This window comes from Pseudomonas fluorescens NCIMB 11764 (genome assembly GCF_000293885.2).
GTDB lineage: Bacteria > Pseudomonadota > Gammaproteobacteria > Pseudomonadales > Pseudomonadaceae > Aquipseudomonas > Aquipseudomonas fluorescens_B.
In genome coordinates, this window is the sequence record NZ_CP010945.1 from 3,749,083 (window position 1) to 3,766,266 (window position 17,184).

A 17,184-nucleotide genomic window follows, 5' to 3' on the forward strand; every position below is an offset into this window, starting at 1 on the left:
AGATGCTGATCAAACCGCAACGCAAACACGGACCCAAGGCCGAAATGAACGTGGTGCCATACATCGACGTGATGTTGGTGCTGCTGGTGATTTTCATGGTCACGGCGCCGATGCTGACCCAAGGTGTAAAGATCGAACTGCCCAAGGTTGCCAGTGAAGCCCTGGCCACTGACACGCGTCAGCAAATCCTCACGTTGTCGGTGAAGGCCGAGGGTGGTTACTACTGGAATGTCGGCGGTGAACTCGACACTCAACACCAGACCGACAGTGCGGTGAGCCTTGACGACATGCGGGCGAAAGTGGCGCAAATCGTCGCCGAGCGCCACGACACTCAGGTCTACATTCGCGCCGACAAGGACGCCGGTTATGGCAGCGTGGTCGCGGCCATGGCGGCGTTGCAGCAGGGCGGAGTCAGCAACCTCGGGCTGGTGACCGAGGCCCCGCAATGACGGCGATGATCATGCACAGTCCTTCGATGACGTTGCTGCCCGGTGCTCGCAGCGGCTTCTGGCAGAACAGTCTGGCGGCGAGCCTGGCGGTGGCGTTGCACGCGGCCGTCCTCGCGTTGCTGGTGCACGGTTGGTCGCCGCAGAAGCCGCCCGTCGAACCGCCTTCTGTGCTGAGAACCCAACTGGTGATGTTGCCGCCGGCGCCGCAACCTGTGGCACCCGAACCGGCACCGGCGTTGGTCGAGCCATCACCGCCCGAACCGATTGCTCCGGCTCCCGTCAAACCCGCCATCGACCCACAGATCCAGGCGCAGAAACTCGAACAAGCTGCGTTGGCGCGCAAACGGGTCGAAGACAAAAAGCGCGATCTTCAGGCCGAGCACCAACGCCAGCGCCTTGAGTCGGAAAAACGCACTCGCGAGGCTGAACAACAACGCCTCGCCGAGCAGCAAGTGCAACAGGCGCATCAAGCCGAACAGGCCCGGTTGAACGCTGAACGCGCTCGCCAGCAAGCGGCCCAGGTCGCCGCCAACAGTCGTCAGTACCTGCCCTTGAGCAAGGAAGCGCCGGACTACCCGCAACGGGCGCTGGACAAGAACATCGAAGGCGATTGCACCGTGGAATATACGGTCAACCCCCAAGGCAAGGTTGAGAATCCCAAGGTGCTCGACGGCTGTCATCCGCTGTTCATGCGTCCGTCGTTGGCGGCGGCCAACACCTTTCGTTATCAGCCCAAAGTCGTCGACGGCCAGGTGGTTTCGGTGCCGGCGGTGCGCAATACCTTTCATTATCGGATCAAGTGACTCGGTCAGTGGTGGTGACGAGGGCGCGGGCCCTCGCCACAGGACAGGACTACTCGATTGGATCGAGTTGATCCAGCGCCCGGTTCACGTTGAGTTCGCCCAGCATGATCACTTGGGCGATGCCCAGCAGGGTATTGCGACTCGGCCCGAGCGTACGGTCCGCCAGATCCATGGTCATGACATGGGCCGAGGCCAGTGATTCGCAAGCGTGTCCCAGCAGGTCTTCGGTGTTGATGTGTGGATCGAGGGTGTACATCGTGCTCGGTGTTCGTGGGGTGGCGTGGATGTCGGCAGCGGAGGGGGTAGCTTCCGGTGGGTTGGGTGTTGGTTTGATCATTGATGAAACTCCCGGGATGTAAATGAGGAGCCATCACCCCTCGCTACCAAACGATGGGTGGCAGCCATACGCAGGTTGGTAGACCGGTCCAGGAACCCGGCGCGTCCGAAGACGCCCCGCGCATGGCCACCATAAAGGAGCAGAGATGAAGCAGGTCTGCAAAAGGTGGCGCGATGCGCCTGGACAATCCGGGCTACCAAACCCGATCACTGATTTTCAGCGACCGACCAACGATAGAATCCGGGCCCAAGGCGCACAAGCCGGCGGATTCTGGCGTAACCGTAGGCAATGACGCAAGGCGCTGTAGCTTTCGCGAAGTAACCGGTAAGGCTTTTAAACACAGGCGTGTTTAACAGAACGAATCGATATCCAGCGTGTGCGGTGCACCGATGGTGTGCCCATAGATCGAAGCCGTCAGCGCGTCCCCCTCCGGGTCTTCCGGCGCCATGGCGAACGGATCCTGGACCTTGTTTTCGGGATGCGCCAGCCAGCGATCGACGTTTTTCCTCAGATCTTCGGGTTGTTCTGACAGCGATCCGTAAAGCGCTTGTGCGCTAATCCTCTGAGGATGAATGCTTTTCAGGCGTGCGACGGTGGTCTCAATCCTGCTCTTTTCAAGGACGAGTGCGCGAATGTTGTTCTCCTGTGTGCGAGCGTAAGCCTCCGAACGTCCTCTTAAATCACGTTCTATCGCCCGCAGGTCAGTGGTGGCCTGTGCCAGTGAATTCTTGACCCACTCAAACTCGCTATCAGTGATCCGCGTACGTTTCTCTTCGTGCGCCTGCTTCCATCGCAGTAAAACCGCCCAGCACGCGGGAACGTAGCCACCGGTCATTGAATGATTCCCTGCCTGGAATATCTGCGCCAGCAATGGCGGCCGGTCCGGCAGCCCGTTTTTCTGCTGAATGGCCAAGGTGCACGCCGCATGTTGGGTGATGGTGTCGCAACCGGGTTCCCACATGAACGCGGACTTTTTCCCACGTTCAAAATCCACCGGCATGAAGTGCTGCAACTTGCCATGGTGATCGTAGGGCTCACCCGTCCAGTTCGTGATGCCCGTAAAAAACACCGACATCCCGACCGGCACGTTAGCAAGCGTCAAAGCCAACCCCGTCGCGAAGACACCGGGCTTGGTGTCCATCCAGGTGCCCGGCACGCTCGGCACCGGGTCGTTGTGATTGACGACGCGGTGATGCACCAAGTCCTTCGCGCCTGCAACGAAGTTGGCATCGCCCGCGCGGGGGGCGCCGTAGGTGTAGAGCTGGAGGGTGTAGCCCTCAGTTCTGCGACGCAGCATTTCCGAAAGTATCAAGGCCACCGCACCACCGAGACTGTGGCCGCAAATGATGAGCTTCTGCCCGACATAGAATTTTTCAAGATAGTTAACAACAAATTCGTAGGCTTTCTGCGCAGCTTCGTAAAAACCTCGGTGCACTTTGCTGTCTGTGGCTTCAAACGGCACTTGGAGTGCATCGGCATCGCGTAGTCCATCCGCGATAAGCTCGTAGGTGCCACGTACCGCGATCAAAATCAGTTCGTCATTGTGGGTAATGAAAGCCTGGGTATCGGTGGCTCCTTGCTTGGCTCTATCGTCGAGAAAGTGAAGTTTTGCGGGGTGTTCCTGCTCGTCATTTCGTTCAGGGTCGTTTACTTCATAAAGGTTCGGATCAAACGGCACGATTTCAAAACGTTTGGAGTACGGCACATCCTCATACAGTGGGTAGAAGACTTTGTTTTGCGCCGCATCGACACGCCATAGCTCATCAGACTTTGCCAGCGCATCGCCGAACCAATTCCCAACGCTGGGCTGTTTCGGGAAGGTGACGGTTCGCGATTTCACAGGGTGTTTTTCGGGCTGCTGGCCAAATGGGCAATAACTTAAGGTTGCCATCAGCGCCAATTGATAAAGGTTCAATGCGCAGAATTCGGGGCTGGTCGACAACATCGGCCGAAGCGCCCGCATAGGCCGCACTTCCAATACGTTGTTTTTTTGCGGTATCAGAGCGACGCCAAATTCACCGTGTTTGCCCATGAGCTTGGCCGTGCCCTCACGGTGATGATAATGGCGATAAACCTCTGGAGGTAGATGCGCGATCTCCATGACTAGATGCCGCACTTCCACTTGGAAGAATGCGTCGGCGCAGGCTTGTGCAGGATTCATTTTGGTACGGGTTGAGTCTTGATTTAGATAACGGGTTCCTTCGGCTCGTACTTGAAGTTCGGTTATCTCGAGCGGGTAGTGTGGTCGTTTTCTGAGGTCTTTATAGAGTTGATTAGCACCTTGGTATTTCTCATCAAACGTCAGCGAAACAGGCCCTGCAAAGTGGTTATCAACTTTGGCAGCACCGTTAGCGTCAAGATATCCCGTGTATTTCTTCCCCTCTGAATCGGTAACAACGTAAGCCAATCCTGCGTAAGGCTCGCCCGAGCCGCTCTCATCAACCAACTGAAAACTACTCCACTTACCTTGAGCCGGGCAGGCAAGCACGCGATTACTCAATCGTGACTCCATCTCTTTTTCAAATGATGTCATGTCAAAATCTCCTTATTCCGTGCAGCCGGGGTAAATGGTGCAGATGCGCCCATCCACCATTTTGAAGGTGCTGAAATCGGTGTAGTTACCATCGCAATAAGCACGTTCGTCTTCGAAGCCTTTGCCTAGGCAACGCTTCCAGCCACCGGGCACTGCCACCCATGTGTCGCCCCAGCCGGGTTTTTCCTCCTTGGCTAACATGATCTTCATTTTCACGGTCTTGCCTGGCAGTTGATCGAGGGTGTAAGCCGAAAATGGACGGCCACGTTTACGCTCTCCCTTTTCATCAGCTGCTTTGCAGTCGAGGATTTTTCTGAGGATGCGCGGCTTGCCTGAAGTGCGGAACAGCCACTGACAATGACCGTAAAAGACGCTTTCACCCGTTTCACTAAAGGTACCTTTGGACTGTTCCTTCAGTTCATGGCGAATAACAACCATGGCGCTTTCCCTACCGAAGTCGCCTCGATCTTTTCCATACGCCGAGTTGATCTCCAACTCGATGCGCCTAACGACCAACGGGCAGCCCTTGCGCGTAATGCGGATCTCTACTTCAGAATCAGGTTTGTATTCTTTTCGCCACTGGCTATTGAAAACCGGCGCCAAGTTGTCTTTCGTTTCGACAGTGCAGGTTTCACCTTCGGCGGGTTCGTAGTAAACCGCAGCGACGTATGCAAAATCGGGCGGTAAATCGGCGGTAAAGGTGAATGTATTCGGCTGACTCTTGGCACAGCCGGTGATTAATGTGATGCAGCAAGCCAACGCAGCAAATTTCAGCGTCAACTTTTGCTGTGAAGAAAAAATACGCATGTGATTAATGTCCTTATTCCGTGCAGCCGGGATAAATGGTGCAGATGCGGCCATCTGGCATTTTGAAAGTGCTGAAATCAGAGTGATTTCCAAAACAGAAAGCATCCTGATCTTCAAAATTTTTCCCCATGCAACGCTTCCAGCCACCGGGCACTTCGACCCAGGTGTCACCCCAGCCAGGTCTTTCCTTCGTGGCCAACGTGATCTTCATCTTCACGGTCTTCCCAGGTAGCTGATCAAGGGTGTACGCCGCAAATGGGCGCCCACGCCCTAGTTGGCCCTGTGCGTCGGTCGTTTTGCAGTCGAGGATTTTAACGATGCGTCGCTGAGCACCCGCAGTGCGAAACAGCCACTGGCACTGACCGTAAAAGACACTTTCACCCGCTTCACTAAAAATGCCTTTGGATTGCTCCTTCAGTTCATGGCGAATAACAACCATGGCGCTTTCCCTTCCGAAGTCGCCTCGATCTTTTCCATACGCCGAGTTGATCTCCAGTTCGATGCGCCTAACGACCAACGGGCAGCCCTTGCGCGTTATATGAATCTCTATTTCGGAATCGGGTTTGTATTCTTTTCGCCATTGGTCATTGAAAACCGGCGCCAAGTTGTCCTTTGTTGCAACAGTGCAGGCCTCACCTTCGGCGGGTACGTAGTAAACCGCTGCGACGTATGCAAAATCAGGCGGTAAATCGGCGGTGAAGGTGAATGTGTTCGGCTGACTCTTGGCACAGCCGGTGATTAATGTGATGCAGCAAGCCAACGGAGCAAATTTCAGCGTTGACTTCGCCGGTGAAGAAAAAATCGGCATGTGATTAATGTCCTTATTCTGTGCAGCCCGGGTAAATGGTGCATTGCCTTCCATCCGGCATCCGGAAACTGCTGAAGTCTTTGAAGTTGCCGAAGCAAAAGGCGTACTGGTCTTCAAAGTTGTCTCCCATACAGCGCTTCCAACCTTTGGGAAGTTTTACCCAGGTATCGCCCATATAAGGTCTTTCCTCGCCAGCCAACGTAATCTTCATCTTCACGGTCTTACCCGGTAGCTGATCGAGGCTGTACCCCGAAACTGGGTGGCCTCGTTCCGGCTCTCCTCGGGCGTTCGCTGCTTTGCAATCGAGAATTTTGACAATGCGTCGCTGCGCACCCGAAGTGCGAAACAGCCACTGACAATGGCCGTAGAAAGTGCTTTCGCCGGCGTCACTGAACGTGCCTTTGTATTGTTCCTCCAGATCATCGCGGATGATGACCATTGCGCTGTCCCCACCGAAGTCCCCCCTATGTGTCCAATAGGAAGCGTTGATATCCAGCCTGATACGCCTGATACGCCTGATCACCAGCGGACAGCCACTGACTGTTCGATACATGGAAATTTCAGAATTCGGCGTGTAACTTTCACGCCACTTCATGTTGTACCCGACGGCCGTATTCCTTCCCCCCGGCACGGTGCAGGTTTCTCCTTTGGCCGGCACATACTCGGCGATGGCCTTGTAGGCAAAATCGGGCGGTAAATCGGCAGTGAAGGTGAATGTGTCCGGCTGCCCGGTAGAGCAACCCGTGACCAACCCAAGACAACAAGCCACAACTGCGATTTCTGATTTCCATTTCATATCGGCACATCCCCCCGCCAAAACCCCACCAACTGCCGCACCCGCTCAAAGTGCTCCACCGGACTCTCATCACCCCGCACCTCCCACTCCGGGGGCAAAGTAAAACCCGGCGCTTGCAAACTCTGAATCAACAGAAATTCCAGTTGCTCTGGCTCCAACCAGCCCCACCTGTCTGCCAGCGCTAAACGCTCACGCAACCACGCATCAGGTTCATGTTCTTCGGCGAGATTGACGTAGGCCTCAACATGCTCGGCCAGCAAATAACGATGGGCGTTGAGCCGGCGAATTTCCGAGGCCTGTGGCTGGGGCAGGGGTGTGCGCAACCAGAGCGGCTGGTCCGGCACGGGGTACGTTCCGGGGATAGGATTGTGAGCTGTGTTCCAGGCAGCGCCGTCCCAGTAGCAGACGCTGATCGCCGGCCCAAGAAAGGCTGGATATTCTTCAGGCCGCAGGTGTTTCAGCGCGCGACTCAACACTCGGTTGTCGTGAAAGCGATACAGCGCCTGATAGGGACGCGTCCCGACAATCAATCGCTGTTGCCAGTGATTGACCAACCCGCGTAACGCACCTTTTTCGACGCTCGCGAGCCAGCCCCAGTTGCGTTCGGGATGATCCAGCAGTTCGTCGAGGCGCCGGTCGCCGGACTGTTCCAGGGTGAAGATGAACGGACCGGCATCGGCCAGGTTCGCGAGGGTCGTTGCGTTGTAGACGCTCAGGTAGTGGTCGTGTCCGCTGGACTTCAACAACAGCTGACGGGTTTCACGCTCGTTCTGCGAGTCCAGCACCAGGCACAGTTCGCGGCCCAGGCGGCGCTGTTCGTTCATCCATTGGCGGGGGAGTGTGTGGGTCATGCGGCAGCTCCTTCCGTTGGGCAGAAGCCATCACGACACGCTTCGCAAAGGGGGCAGAGATCCGCCGCCAACGCGTTGCTTGCCGCCATCAGTGCGGGCTGGGACGACGCGAGCATGGGCGGCAGTTCGGGTGGCACGGACAAGCCATCGACTGAGCGCGGCATTGCTATCGAGTCGGCTGGCGCGCGCATCGGAGCGCCACCGATCTGGAGTTCGCTGCTGCCGAAAATTCCGCCGCCGCCTACCTGTAAATGTTCTCCACCGGCTTCGATCGAGAACTGGGTCCTGGCCTTCAGAATGATCAGATCGGCTTCAATAACAACCGCCCGGCCAGCGCTGAGTGCCTGGGTTTGATCTACGTGAGTGTGGCTGTTGCCGGCAACTTGCAGGTAGTCGTTGGCCTTGAGCTGTGTGTGCCGATCACCGCTGGTGGTGCGGTGTTCCGTGGCATGCAGCACGGTAACGCTGTCGCCCTTGACGGTGGTGCGCAGCTCGTTGCCGACCTCCAGGCGGCTGTCGTTTTCTATCCGTTGTTCCATGTCCCGCTGGGCGCGCAGGTAAATCAATTCCTGACCGGCGCGGTCTTCAATATGCAGTTCGCTGAACCCCGTGCTGTCTGGCGAGCTGCGGGAGCGGAATACGCTGCGGGTTTTGTTGGCGGGTAATTCGTAGGGCACCGGGTTGGCACTGTTGTGCAGGCAGCCGCTGATCTCGGGATGGTCGGGGTCGCCGTCCTGAAAACTGACCTGGACCTCCATGCCGACTCTCGGCAAGGCGACGCCGCCAAAGGCGTTGCCGGCCAGGAGGGAGGAGACACGCAGCCAGCAACTGCTTTTATCGTCGTAGCGACCTTCGCGATCCCAGAAGAATTGCACCTTGACCCGACCGAAGTCGTCGCAGTGGATTTCCTCGCCTTTGGGGCCTGTGACCACGGCGCTTTGAACGCCGGCGATTCGTGGTTTGTCGTGGGTCAGCGGCGAGCGGTAGATCACGTCCCAAGGCGTGGCGAGGAACTGGTTGCGATAACCCTGAAAGCCGTTGTCATCGCCGGTGCCGGTGTAGGCCGCGTGCTGTTGCAAGACTTGCGGTTGTGCACCTTCATGCTCGATTTCGGTCAGCAACCACAGGTCGTTCCATTCTTCGTCCGGGTGTTCGGCCAGCGGCAGGAAATGCCCGCAGAGCAGCATCGGTTGATCGCTCTTACCCCGTGCCACCCGGCACGCAGTGCCGTGACGTTCCTGTTCGCGTCGACTCAACAGTTTGCCGCGATCTCCCTGGGTAAAACGACCGGGGTACTGGTAATCCTCCAGATCCGCTTCAGTCCCGGACCTATCGGACCTGCTCTCGGCCTCCAGCAAGATGCGCGCTTTTTTGAAGTCGTAATCGCGGCGAGTGGTGCGGTGGGTGCCAACTCGCACTTGCACGTCAAAGTGCTTGATCACCGGTGTGTCGGCGACCAGGCCGTTGTCGTGTCTAAAGCGTGTCGGACGGTCGAGCCGGGGAAACACTGTCTGGTCGTCGCCGAACACCATCACATGTTTTTCGCGGCTGTGCTGGAAGTGGTAGTGCAGGCCTTCTTCCTGGCAGAGTCGCTCTATGAACGCTCTGTCGGACTCTTTGTACTGAACGCAGTACTCACGATCCGGGTAAGCGCTGCCCAGTTGAAACTGGTGGAAGTCACGATGGATGCCGTGGCCGTCGAGCACCTGCGCGATGATTTGCGGAACGGTCATTTGCTGGAAAATACGGCAATTGGTGCGGTGGTCCAGGTACGCCAGCCTGGGCGCCAGCGTCACGCTGTAGCGGGTCAGGCCATGACCGAGACTGCCTTTGACCACGCCATGAATTTGCCCGTGAATGCCGTCGCCGGAACCGTTGAAAGCGAGAAAGGCTTGTTTGTGCAGCAGCTCATTCTGGTCCAGGTCTCGCCTGCCGCTGACCAGCTCGATCTCAAAGGCGAAAGGCTGGCTGATGAGCTCTTTGCCGGTGAACCTGAGCACCTGAAGGTCATGTTGAATGTCGTTGATCGCAAGGCTGAAACGGGCACGAGGGTTTGCATTAACCATCCAGGTTTCCTTTTCCTGTGACGTGGCACAGGCTCCGGGACGTTGATGCAACGTGCGTAAATGACCTTCCCTGGTCAGATCACAATAGAACGTCCCGTAGCCGGGTTCTGTGCGAGGCTATCAAGGGGGCTTGGGAATTGATGTCAGACGGTTCCTAAACTGGCGTTACATGTCTGACAGACATGTTCGACGCCAGGGAATGTTCGCGTTCGCTGGGATACTATGAGGACTCAATGTACGGTTCAGTCATCAGAACAGGGCCGAAACATCGGCCACTGGAAAGCAGCGAATCATGCAAGACCCTACCTATCAATTGCTGGAAGTCGCTAACGGCAAACCGATCAAGCTCTGGACCGAAGGCGTTCCGGTAGAAAACGAAGCCCGGCAACAGTTGATCAACACCGCGAAGATGCCGTTTATCTTCAAACACCTGGCGGTGATGCCCGACGTGCACCTTGGCAAGGGCTCGACCATCGGCAGTGTGATTCCTACCGTGGGCGCGATCATCCCGGCCGCTGTCGGGGTGGATATTGGCTGCGGCATGATCGCCGCGCGCACGTCGCTGACCGCCGCTGATCTGCCGGATAACCTGCATGGTTTGCGGTGCGCGATCGAGAAGGCGGTTCCCCATGGGCGCACCGTCGGTCGTGGCGTCCGGGACACCGGTGCCTGGGGCAGCGTTCCCAAACAGGCCGATCACGCCTGGGCTGCCTTGAACCCACGGTTCAAGGCGATCACCGACAAGTACCCGAAACTCGCCAGCACCAACAATCGCGGGCACCTGGGCACGTTGGGCAGCGGTAATCATTTCATTGAGGTATGCCTGGATGAAGCCAACCGGGTCTGGTTCATGCTGCACAGCGGTTCACGCGGGGTTGGCAACGCCATTGGCAACCTGTTCATTCAGCTGGCTCAGAGCGACATGCGCCAGCACATCGCCAATCTGCCGGACCGTGACCTGGCCTACTTCAAAGAAGGCAGTCGGCATTTTGATGATTACGTTGAAACCGTCGGTTGGGCTCAGGATTTCGCCCGGCAGAACCGCGCGCTGATGATGCAATCGGTGATTCAGGCGACACGGAAGGTGATCAGCAAGCCGTTCGACGTCGCCCTGGAGGCGGTGAACTGCCACCACAACTACGTGCAGAAAGAGCGGCATTTTGGTCAGGATGTTCTGGTGACCCGCAAAGGTGCGGTGTCGGCGCAGAAGGGTGAGCTGGGGATCATTCCAGGATCGATGGGGGCGAAAAGTTTCATCGTTCGCGGGCTCGGCAACGAGCAATCGTTCTGCTCCTGTAGCCACGGCGCTGGCCGCACCATGAGCCGTACCAAAGCGAAAAGCCTGTTCACCGTCGAAGATCAGATCCGCGCCACCGCCCACGTCGAGTGTCGAAAGGATGCGGCGGTGATCGATGAAATACCGATGGCCTACAAAAACATCGACCACGTGATGCACGCCCAGCGCGAACTGGTGGAAGTGCTGCATACCTTGCGTCAGGTGGTGTGCGTGAAGGGGTAGCCGACCGCTAGCAGTACTTGATCACGATCCCTTTGAGTTTGCGCCCCTCGATGGTTCTTACATCGCGAGCCCAGAGCGGCCCATTGACATAGGCGCCCATGGCGGACGAAGGGGGCGCGTCATGAGCGGGCATGGCGGACTTCCTCCGAAGGGGCCGCGGCGAGGCGGGGTGGCCTGTTGACGGTAGCAGACGGCCCGGGGGGTTCCAGAACGCCCGACTTTTTCAGGTTGGGCGTTTGCTTGCCTGAAAAGTCACTGATCCTTCTCGCAATTGACCATCCATGACACACCAAACCGATCGACCAGCATCCCGAAACGTGCGGCCCAGAAGGTCGCTTCCAGAGGCATTTGCACGCTGCCGTCTTCCGCCAGCGCATTGAAGACGCGCTCCGCCTCGGCAATGCTGTCGACATTCAGCGAGACCGAACAGCCGGCCATGTCATCCGTGGGGCGATCAGGGGTGGTATCCGACCCCATGATCGCCTGATCGCCCACCGACAGACGGGTATGAATGATCAGGTTGTGCAGGTCTGCCGGAAAGTGCTCGCGCGCCGGGCTTTCGCCGAAGGTCATCATCATTTCGAGCTGGCCTTGCAGGGCCTGGGCATAGAAGGTGAACGCGGCTTTGCAGTCGCCGTTGAAGATGAGGTAGGGATTGATTTTCATGTTTTACTCCCGGTGATAAAGGACACAGAGGGAGGCGCTATTCACCTGCGGCTCTGCAATGGATGGGCTCCATCAGCAAAGCGTTAGAGGTGGTAATTCGCAACATTCGTTTAGATGTTTTTCCTATTGGGCCGACGCGGCTTATGGCTTTGCGCAACTGCGCTTTCAGGCCACTGCGCGTGGCGCCGAGGGACGCAGCAAACGTTCAATGGCCCCGCCCACGAGATTTTCCAGCATCTCGACCCGCTCATGTTCCTCCAGCGCCTGGTGCGCCAGCCAGCTCGGCGCGCTGTTGAGAAGATTGGCGATAGCATGTGCGGCGGCACGTTGCGCCTGTTCGCTGAGGCGGGCGCGGGTGCCGAGCATCAGCAGTAATTTGCGTTCGTACTGTTCGCGCAACTGCTGAACGCGCGCCTGTTGCTCTTCATTCAGGCAACCGCTGTCGCGTTCTGCCAGGCGGAAATGCCAGGGCATTTCCTGATGCAGATTCAGGTGTGCGCGGATCAGGTTTTGCAGTTTGTCGCGTTTCGCTGAAGCTTTTTGATCGATACGCCCCAGCGTCGACAGCAGTTCTTCATAGAACTCCTCGATCAGGTCGAGCAGCAAGTGCTGCTTGCTGGGGTAATGGTGATACAACGAGCCCGGGGCGAGCCCCAGGCAGGTCGCGAGCTCACGCATGCCGACCTGCCCGAACCCCTTGCTGGCAAACAGCTCCAGCACCTTGTCCCGGTACTCGGCGAAACGTGAGCAACGCTCAGGCATAGGCATGGAAGCCGCGCCCCGTTTTACGTCCCAGGTAGCCGGCGGCGACCATTTCCTTGAGCAGTGGCGCGGGACGGTATTTGCTGTCGTTGAAACCGTCGTAGAAGGCTTCGAGAATCGCCAGTACGGTGTCCAGGCCGATCAGGTCCGCCAGTGCCAGCGGGCCGATCGGCTGGTTGCAACCCAGGCGCATGCCGGCGTCGATGTCCTCGGCACTGGCCAGGCCTTCCTGAAACACCAGGATCGCTTCGTTGATCATCGGCACCAGAATCCGGTTGACCACAAAACCCGGACGATTGCCTGCGGTGATCGCGGTTTTGCCCAGGGTCGTGGCCATGTCCAGCGCCAGCGCGTGGGTCGCGTCGCTGGTTTGCAGGCCACGAATCACTTCGATCAGGCCCATCACCGGCACCGGGTTGAAGAAGTGCAGGCCAATGAAACGCTCAGGCTGGCTGACACTGGCGGCGAGCTGGGTGATGGACAGCGACGACGTGTTGGAGGCGATGACACACTCGGTACTGACCTGCGCGGCGATCTGTTGCAGCACACGCAGTTTCAGATCAAGGTTTTCGGTGGCGGCTTCGATCACCAGTTGCACGTTCTGCAAACTAGCGTAATCGGTGCTGGTGCGGATCTTGTCGAGGGCGGCGAGCTTTTGCTCCTGGGTCAGCGTGTCTTTGCTGACCTGCCTGTCGAGATTTTTACCGACGGTCGCGAGTGCCTTTTGCAAAGCGCTCTCGGAGATGTCGATCAAGGTCACATTGAAACCCGCCAGGGCACAGACTTGCGCGATGCCGTTGCCCATGGTGCCAGCGCCGATCACGCCGATGTTTTGCAGATTCATGTCACACGTCCTTCCGGTCAAACCCTGCGATACCTTGGCCGAGGCAACGGCCGAAGGCGTACTATTGGCCGCGAGTCTAGAACCGGCGGGGCGGTTGTCCTATGCCGAAACTGTTCAACGGTGCTGGTGTTTTTTGCCATTCGGGTAATTGGGGAGCGAAGCGTTCAGATGCGGGAAAAGGACTCGGTGGCCGCCTACTTTGTGCAGGCGATGATCCATGGGCTGGGGGACGACCCGCAGCGACGGCGGGCTGCGCTGGAGCAGGCAGGCATCGATCCGGCGTTGATCGAACAGCCCGTGGCGCGGGTGCCGGCCAGTGCGTTCGCTGCACTCTGGCTGATCCAGATCCGCGAGCTCGACGACGAGTTCTTCCGGCTCGACTCCCACGGGATGCCGCCGGGCAGCTTCGCCCTGATATGCCGAGCCTTGATTCAGGAGCCCGATCTGCACAAAGCCCTGCGCCAGTGCCTGAGCAACTTTGCGCTGTTCCTTCGCGACTTTCGCGGCACGCTGACGGTGCGCGGCAAACGTGCGGTCATCAGCCTGGATACCTGCGCGCAAAACGATGATGTGGCGCGTTTGGGCGAAGAGACGTTTCTGGTGCTGATGATCAGCCTGCTGTGCTGGCTGGGCGGTCGGCGCATCCCCATCGATCGTGCGGATTTTCGTCATGAACGCGTGGCCCTCAGCGATGATCGTTTGCTCTGGGGCCCCAACCTGACTTTCGGCGCCGAGCGCACCGAAATCGAATTCGCCAGCCACTACCTGCGCCTGCCGGTGGTTCAGGACCTCGCCTCCCTGAAAGTGTTTCTGCGTACCGCGCCGCAATGGCTGGTGATCCGCTTCCGCAACCAGCATGGCCTGGCGTCGCAGGTTCATCAGCGTTTGCGCCACAGTCATTACAGCCAGTGGCCGACCCTGCAAGCCTTCGCCCTGGAACAACACCTCAGCCCCAGCACCTTTCGTCGCAAGCTGGAGCGTGAAGGGTGTTCGTATCAGGAGATCAAGGACGAAGTGCGCCGCGGCGTGGCGTTTGAACAGTTGCGTCAGAGCAAGGCCAGCATTGGTGACATTGCCGAACAACTGGGTTTTCAGGAGCCGAGTGCGTTTCATCGGGCGTTCAAGAAGTGGACGGGGGAGAGTCCGGGGCGGTATCGGGCGCGGTTTCAGGAGCACATGACGTCGGATCTGGATTGAGTTTTTGTCCAGTTTTTCTTTGTTAAATGTAGGAGGATTTTCGGCTTGTAGTCCCGCTTGTAGTCCCGACATTTCTTGTGACGAGCCTCCATTTTCAATGGATGACACAGGCTGTTGTAGTGCTGTATTTATTTGCGCCAGCTCGAACTTTTCAATGGATTGGAATGGCATGGATGGCTTGGTCAAGGAAGTGATTCCGTTACTTCAGTATTTGCTCCCGGGTTTTTTGGCAGCCTGGATTTTTTACTCGCTGACGGCGTTCAAACGTCCGGATACCTTTGGGCAGATCGTCCAGGCGTTGATTTTTACGTTTGTGATTCAGTCGCTGGTTGTCGGTTTGGGAGCGGTGCTGCTTTTAACGGGGGAGCGTTTTTTCTCAGTCGGCGCGTGGGACAGGAAATCGGAGGCTCTGTGGTCTGCTGTGATAGCGGTGCTGTTGGGCTTTCTATCCTGTCACATCGCTAGCAGCGACAAGCTTCACGCTTTACTGCGGAAGCTGAAAATCACCACGCAATCTTCATATCCTTGCGAGTGGTACAGCGCTTTTTTATCGCGGAAAAGATATGTAGTGCTGCATTTGGTAGATAGCAAACGCCTGTTTGGCTGGCCAACAGAATGGCCGTCGGAACCTGCACGAGGACAATTCGTTCTCGAGTACCCTAGCTGGATTGATGGTGCAAACAAACCGTTTCACACCGGGATCGAAGTCATTGTTATTGATGTTTCAAAGGTTCAGTGGGTCGAGTTCACGAAAACAACAGGGTGATTAAATGACAAGCAAAGCACCGCAAGAAATGCCGGCTGAACTTCGGCGGTTAATGGAGGAGTGGCACAATGGTGGCCCTCCACCCCCCGGGCTGGTTATTCCCCTCGGTCCTCCACCTTCAAGAAGACCCTTCGAGAAACCACGCAAGCGCAGCAGATAAACATGCCTGCGAACCTCTCCCGCATCACCTCCTTGCTCGACCAGGCCAGACGCGCCTTGCTCCTTGTCTGGGGAACCTCTCGCGGGTTGTTTCTGGGCCTGGTACTGGCCACCCTGATCGCTGGCATGCTCCCCGCGCTGGCCGCCTGGCTGGGCCAGCGCATCGTCGATGCCGTGGTGTTCGCCATGCAGTTGCATGCGCAGCAGGGCAGTGCGCCATTATGGCCGGTCGTGCGTTACGTGCTGTTTGAAGCCGGTGTGCTTGCTTTGCTGTCCGGGGCGCAACGGGCGCTGTCAGTGCAGCAGTCGTTGTTGCGGGTGCAGTTGGGGCAAAAGGTCAACACAATGATTCTGGAGAAAGCCCAGACGTTGTCGTTGGTGCAGTTCGAAAATTCGGAGTTCTACGACAAGCTGGTTCGGGTGCGGCGCGAGGCGTCGACCCGGCCGCTGGCGCTGGTGATGAAGTCGCTGGGGCTGATCCAGAACCTGATCGTGCTGATCAGCTTCGGCGTGTTGCTGGTGCATTTTTCGCCGTGGGCGCTGGTGCTGTTGGTGGTCGGCGCATTGCCGGTATTTTTTGCCGAAGCGCATTTCTCCGGTGACGCTTTCAGGCTGTTCACCCGCCGTGCGCCGGAGAGTCGGCAGCAGAACTACATCGAGACGCTGCTCTCCCACGAGGCGTACATCAAGGAGGTCAAGCTGTTCGGTTTCGCGCCGCTGCTGTTGAAGCGGTATCGCGAGACGTTCGCGCGACTCTACGCCGAGGACCGCCGGTTGACCTTGCGCCGGGATGGCTGGGGTTTTGTGCTGGGGTTGCTGGGCACGGGGGCGTTTTACCTGGCTTACGCGTGGGTGGTGGTCGACACCGTTCACGGCAGTATCAGCCTCGGCCAGATGACCATGTACCTGGTGCTGTTCAAGCAAGGGCAGACCGCGGTGAGCAGTAGCTTGAGCGCCATCAGCGGTCTTTACGAAGATGGCCTGTACCTGTCGAGTCTTTATGAATACCTGGCTGAACCCGTCGTCGTGGATACCGGGCATCTCACCGAGGGTGCACTGCCCGGCGATGGTTTGCGGTTCGAGAACGTCGGGTTCTGTTATCCGGGCGCGAGCCGCCCTGCGCTGGAGGGCATCGATCTGCACCTCGTGCCGGGGCACAGTGTGGCGCTGGTGGGGGAGAACGGTTCAGGCAAGACCACGCTGATCAAGTTGCTGACCCGTCTGTACCGTCCCGATAAGGGCCGAATTCTACTGGACGGCAGCGATTTGCAGGCGTGGGAAGAAGGTGCACTGCGTCGGCGTATTGGTGTGATTTTTCAGGATTACATCCGTTACCAGTTCTCCGTGGGCGAGAACATTGGCGTCGGTGATACGTTGGCGTTCAACGATGAACAACGTTGGCAGGCGGCCGCCGCCGAGGGCATGGCTGCGCCTTTCATCGAGCGTCTGGATCGCGGCTATGCCACGCAATTGGGCCGCTGGTTTGCGGGGGGCCAGGAATTGTCCGGCGGGCAATGGCAGAAGATCGCCTTGTCCCGCGCTTACATGCGCCGTGATGCCGACATACTGATTCTGGATGAGCCGACTTCAGCCCTCGATCCGGCGGCGGAGGCGGCGGTGTTCGAACATTTCAGCGAGCACACCGAAGGTCGCATGACGCTGCTGATTTCCCACCGGTTTTCCAGCGTGCGCAACGCCGACCACATCATCGTGCTGGATCAGGGGGCGATCCTCGAGCGCGGCGACCATGACAGTCTGGTGGCGGCGGGCGGGCGTTATGCGCAGTTGTTCAAGCTGCAGGCGCAAGGTTATCGATAGTCT

General features: G+C 57.9%; 17 protein-coding genes. 6 read left to right on the forward strand and 11 right to left on the reverse strand.

Annotated elements, in window-relative coordinates:
- Nucleotides 1-2: 2 nt before the first annotated feature.
- Both tolR and B723_RS17340 read left to right on the forward strand, forming a co-directional pair.
- Nucleotides 3-449: a protein TolR gene (gene tolR / locus B723_RS17335; protein WP_017337900.1), complete on the forward strand. Its 447-nt coding sequence runs from the start codon at nucleotides 3-5 to the stop codon at nucleotides 447-449.
- Nucleotides 446-1,252, forward strand: coding sequence for an energy transducer TonB (locus B723_RS17340; protein ID WP_017337901.1), 807 nt, complete (start codon nucleotides 446-448; stop codon nucleotides 1,250-1,252). Before tolR ends, B723_RS17340 begins: the two co-directional genes overlap by 4 nt.
- 49 nt (nucleotides 1,253-1,301) lie before the next feature.
- Here B723_RS17340 and B723_RS17345 read toward each other — a convergent pair whose 3' ends face one another.
- From B723_RS17345 to B723_RS17375, 7 genes are all read right to left on the reverse strand, one after another.
- A complete protein-coding gene (locus B723_RS17345) occupies nucleotides 1,302-1,589 on the reverse strand; it encodes a DUF6124 family protein (protein WP_017337902.1) in 288 nt (95 codons plus the stop codon).
- 349 nt (nucleotides 1,590-1,938) lie between these two features.
- On the reverse strand, nucleotides 1,939-4,122 hold the full coding sequence (locus B723_RS17350) for a lipase family protein (RefSeq protein WP_017337903.1): 2,184 nt from the start codon (nucleotides 4,120-4,122) through the stop codon (nucleotides 1,939-1,941).
- 12 nt (nucleotides 4,123-4,134) lie between these two features.
- Entirely contained in the window at nucleotides 4,135-4,929 is a 795-nt protein-coding gene (locus tag B723_RS17355) for a hypothetical protein (protein WP_017337904.1), read from the reverse strand.
- Between the two features lie 13 nt (nucleotides 4,930-4,942).
- Nucleotides 4,943-5,737, reverse strand: a complete 795-nt coding sequence (locus B723_RS17360; protein ID WP_017337905.1) for a hypothetical protein — start codon at nucleotides 5,735-5,737, stop codon at nucleotides 4,943-4,945.
- Nucleotides 5,738-5,750: 13 nt separating this feature from the next.
- Nucleotides 5,751-6,533, reverse strand: a complete 783-nt coding sequence (locus B723_RS17365; RefSeq protein ID WP_017337906.1) for a hypothetical protein — start codon at nucleotides 6,531-6,533, stop codon at nucleotides 5,751-5,753.
- The gene (locus B723_RS17370; protein WP_031318703.1) at nucleotides 6,530-7,384 is read right to left on the reverse strand and encodes a DUF4123 domain-containing protein; all 855 of its coding nucleotides are present in this window, start codon (nucleotides 7,382-7,384) and stop codon (nucleotides 6,530-6,532) included. The genes B723_RS17365 and B723_RS17370 overlap by 4 nt, the downstream gene beginning before the upstream one ends.
- Nucleotides 7,381-9,450, reverse strand: a complete 2,070-nt coding sequence (locus B723_RS17375; RefSeq protein ID WP_017337908.1) for a type VI secretion system tip protein VgrG — start codon at nucleotides 9,448-9,450, stop codon at nucleotides 7,381-7,383. The genes B723_RS17370 and B723_RS17375 overlap by 4 nt, the downstream gene beginning before the upstream one ends.
- Nucleotides 9,451-9,742: 292 nt before the next feature.
- Here B723_RS17375 and B723_RS17380 point away from each other — a divergent pair, with 292 nt between their 5' ends.
- The gene (locus tag B723_RS17380; RefSeq protein ID WP_017337909.1) at nucleotides 9,743-10,969 is read left to right on the forward strand and encodes an RtcB family protein; all 1,227 of its coding nucleotides are present in this window, start codon (nucleotides 9,743-9,745) and stop codon (nucleotides 10,967-10,969) included.
- A 7-nt stretch (nucleotides 10,970-10,976) separates the two neighbouring features.
- On the opposite strand, the gene B723_RS33930 is transcribed toward B723_RS17380, so the two are convergent.
- The 4 genes from B723_RS33930 to B723_RS17395 all read right to left on the reverse strand — a co-directional run bounded on the left by B723_RS33930 (nucleotide 10,977) and on the right by B723_RS17395 (nucleotide 13,241).
- Complete coding sequence (locus B723_RS33930) at nucleotides 10,977-11,102, reverse strand: hypothetical protein (RefSeq protein WP_017337910.1); 126 nt, start codon at nucleotides 11,100-11,102, stop codon at nucleotides 10,977-10,979.
- 119 nt (nucleotides 11,103-11,221) lie between these two features.
- Nucleotides 11,222-11,635, reverse strand: a complete 414-nt coding sequence (locus B723_RS17385) for a VOC family protein (protein ID WP_017337912.1) — start codon at nucleotides 11,633-11,635, stop codon at nucleotides 11,222-11,224.
- A 165-nt stretch (nucleotides 11,636-11,800) separates the two neighbouring features.
- Nucleotides 11,801-12,403 carry a TetR/AcrR family transcriptional regulator gene (locus B723_RS17390; protein WP_033037264.1) on the reverse strand — a complete coding sequence of 201 codons (603 nt, stop codon included), beginning with the start codon at nucleotides 12,401-12,403 and terminating at the stop codon, nucleotides 11,801-11,803.
- Complete coding sequence (locus B723_RS17395; RefSeq protein ID WP_017337914.1) at nucleotides 12,390-13,241, reverse strand: 3-hydroxybutyryl-CoA dehydrogenase; 852 nt, start codon at nucleotides 13,239-13,241, stop codon at nucleotides 12,390-12,392. Before B723_RS17395 ends, B723_RS17390 begins: the two co-directional genes overlap by 14 nt.
- 168 nt (nucleotides 13,242-13,409) lie before the next feature.
- On the opposite strand from B723_RS17395, the gene B723_RS17400 reads away from it, so the two are divergent.
- From B723_RS17400 to B723_RS17410, 3 genes are all read left to right on the forward strand, one after another.
- Complete coding sequence (locus tag B723_RS17400) at nucleotides 13,410-14,438, forward strand: AraC family transcriptional regulator (RefSeq protein WP_017337915.1); 1,029 nt, start codon at nucleotides 13,410-13,412, stop codon at nucleotides 14,436-14,438.
- Nucleotides 14,439-14,607: 169 nt separating this feature from the next.
- Nucleotides 14,608-15,204, forward strand: a complete 597-nt coding sequence (locus B723_RS17405; RefSeq protein ID WP_017337916.1) for a DUF6338 family protein — start codon at nucleotides 14,608-14,610, stop codon at nucleotides 15,202-15,204.
- Between the two features lie 162 nt (nucleotides 15,205-15,366).
- The gene (locus B723_RS17410; RefSeq protein WP_017337917.1) at nucleotides 15,367-17,181 is read left to right on the forward strand and encodes an ABC transporter ATP-binding protein; all 1,815 of its coding nucleotides are present in this window, start codon (nucleotides 15,367-15,369) and stop codon (nucleotides 17,179-17,181) included.
- Nucleotides 17,182-17,184 lie beyond the last annotated feature (3 nt).

Excerpts from the sequence above, each read along its gene's own strand:
- B723_RS17350 (WP_017337903.1), bottom strand. The coding sequence starts at position 4,122 with ATGACATCATTTGAAAAAGAGATGGAGTCACGATTGAGTAATCGCGTG.
- B723_RS17345 (WP_017337902.1), bottom strand. The coding sequence starts at position 1,589 with ATGATCAAACCAACACCCAACCCACCGGAAGCTACCCCCTCCGCTGCC.
- B723_RS17410 (WP_017337917.1), top strand. The coding sequence starts at position 15,367 with ATGCCTGCGAACCTCTCCCGCATCACCTCCTTGCTCGACCAGGCCAGA.
- B723_RS17360 (WP_017337905.1), bottom strand. The coding sequence starts at position 5,737 with ATGCCGATTTTTTCTTCACCGGCGAAGTCAACGCTGAAATTTGCTCCG.
- B723_RS17380 (WP_017337909.1), top strand. The coding sequence starts at position 9,743 with ATGCAAGACCCTACCTATCAATTGCTGGAAGTCGCTAACGGCAAACCG.
- B723_RS17395 (WP_017337914.1), bottom strand. The coding sequence starts at position 13,241 with ATGAATCTGCAAAACATCGGCGTGATCGGCGCTGGCACCATGGGCAAC.
- B723_RS17370 (WP_031318703.1), bottom strand. The coding sequence starts at position 7,384 with ATGACCCACACACTCCCCCGCCAATGGATGAACGAACAGCGCCGCCTG.
- B723_RS17355 (WP_017337904.1), bottom strand. The coding sequence starts at position 4,929 with ATGCGTATTTTTTCTTCACAGCAAAAGTTGACGCTGAAATTTGCTGCG.
- B723_RS33930 (WP_017337910.1), bottom strand. The coding sequence starts at position 11,102 with ATGCCCGCTCATGACGCGCCCCCTTCGTCCGCCATGGGCGCCTATGTC.
- B723_RS17390 (WP_033037264.1), bottom strand. The coding sequence starts at position 12,403 with ATGCCTATGCCTGAGCGTTGCTCACGTTTCGCCGAGTACCGGGACAAG.
- B723_RS17365 (WP_017337906.1), bottom strand. The coding sequence starts at position 6,533 with ATGAAATGGAAATCAGAAATCGCAGTTGTGGCTTGTTGTCTTGGGTTG.
- tolR (WP_017337900.1), top strand. The coding sequence starts at position 3 with ATGCTGATCAAACCGCAACGCAAACACGGACCCAAGGCCGAAATGAAC.
- B723_RS17375 (WP_017337908.1), bottom strand. The coding sequence starts at position 9,450 with ATGGTTAATGCAAACCCTCGTGCCCGTTTCAGCCTTGCGATCAACGAC.
- B723_RS17400 (WP_017337915.1), top strand. The coding sequence starts at position 13,410 with ATGCGGGAAAAGGACTCGGTGGCCGCCTACTTTGTGCAGGCGATGATC.
- B723_RS17340 (WP_017337901.1), top strand. The coding sequence starts at position 446 with ATGACGGCGATGATCATGCACAGTCCTTCGATGACGTTGCTGCCCGGT.
- B723_RS17405 (WP_017337916.1), top strand. The coding sequence starts at position 14,608 with ATGGATGGCTTGGTCAAGGAAGTGATTCCGTTACTTCAGTATTTGCTC.
- B723_RS17385 (WP_017337912.1), bottom strand. The coding sequence starts at position 11,635 with ATGAAAATCAATCCCTACCTCATCTTCAACGGCGACTGCAAAGCCGCG.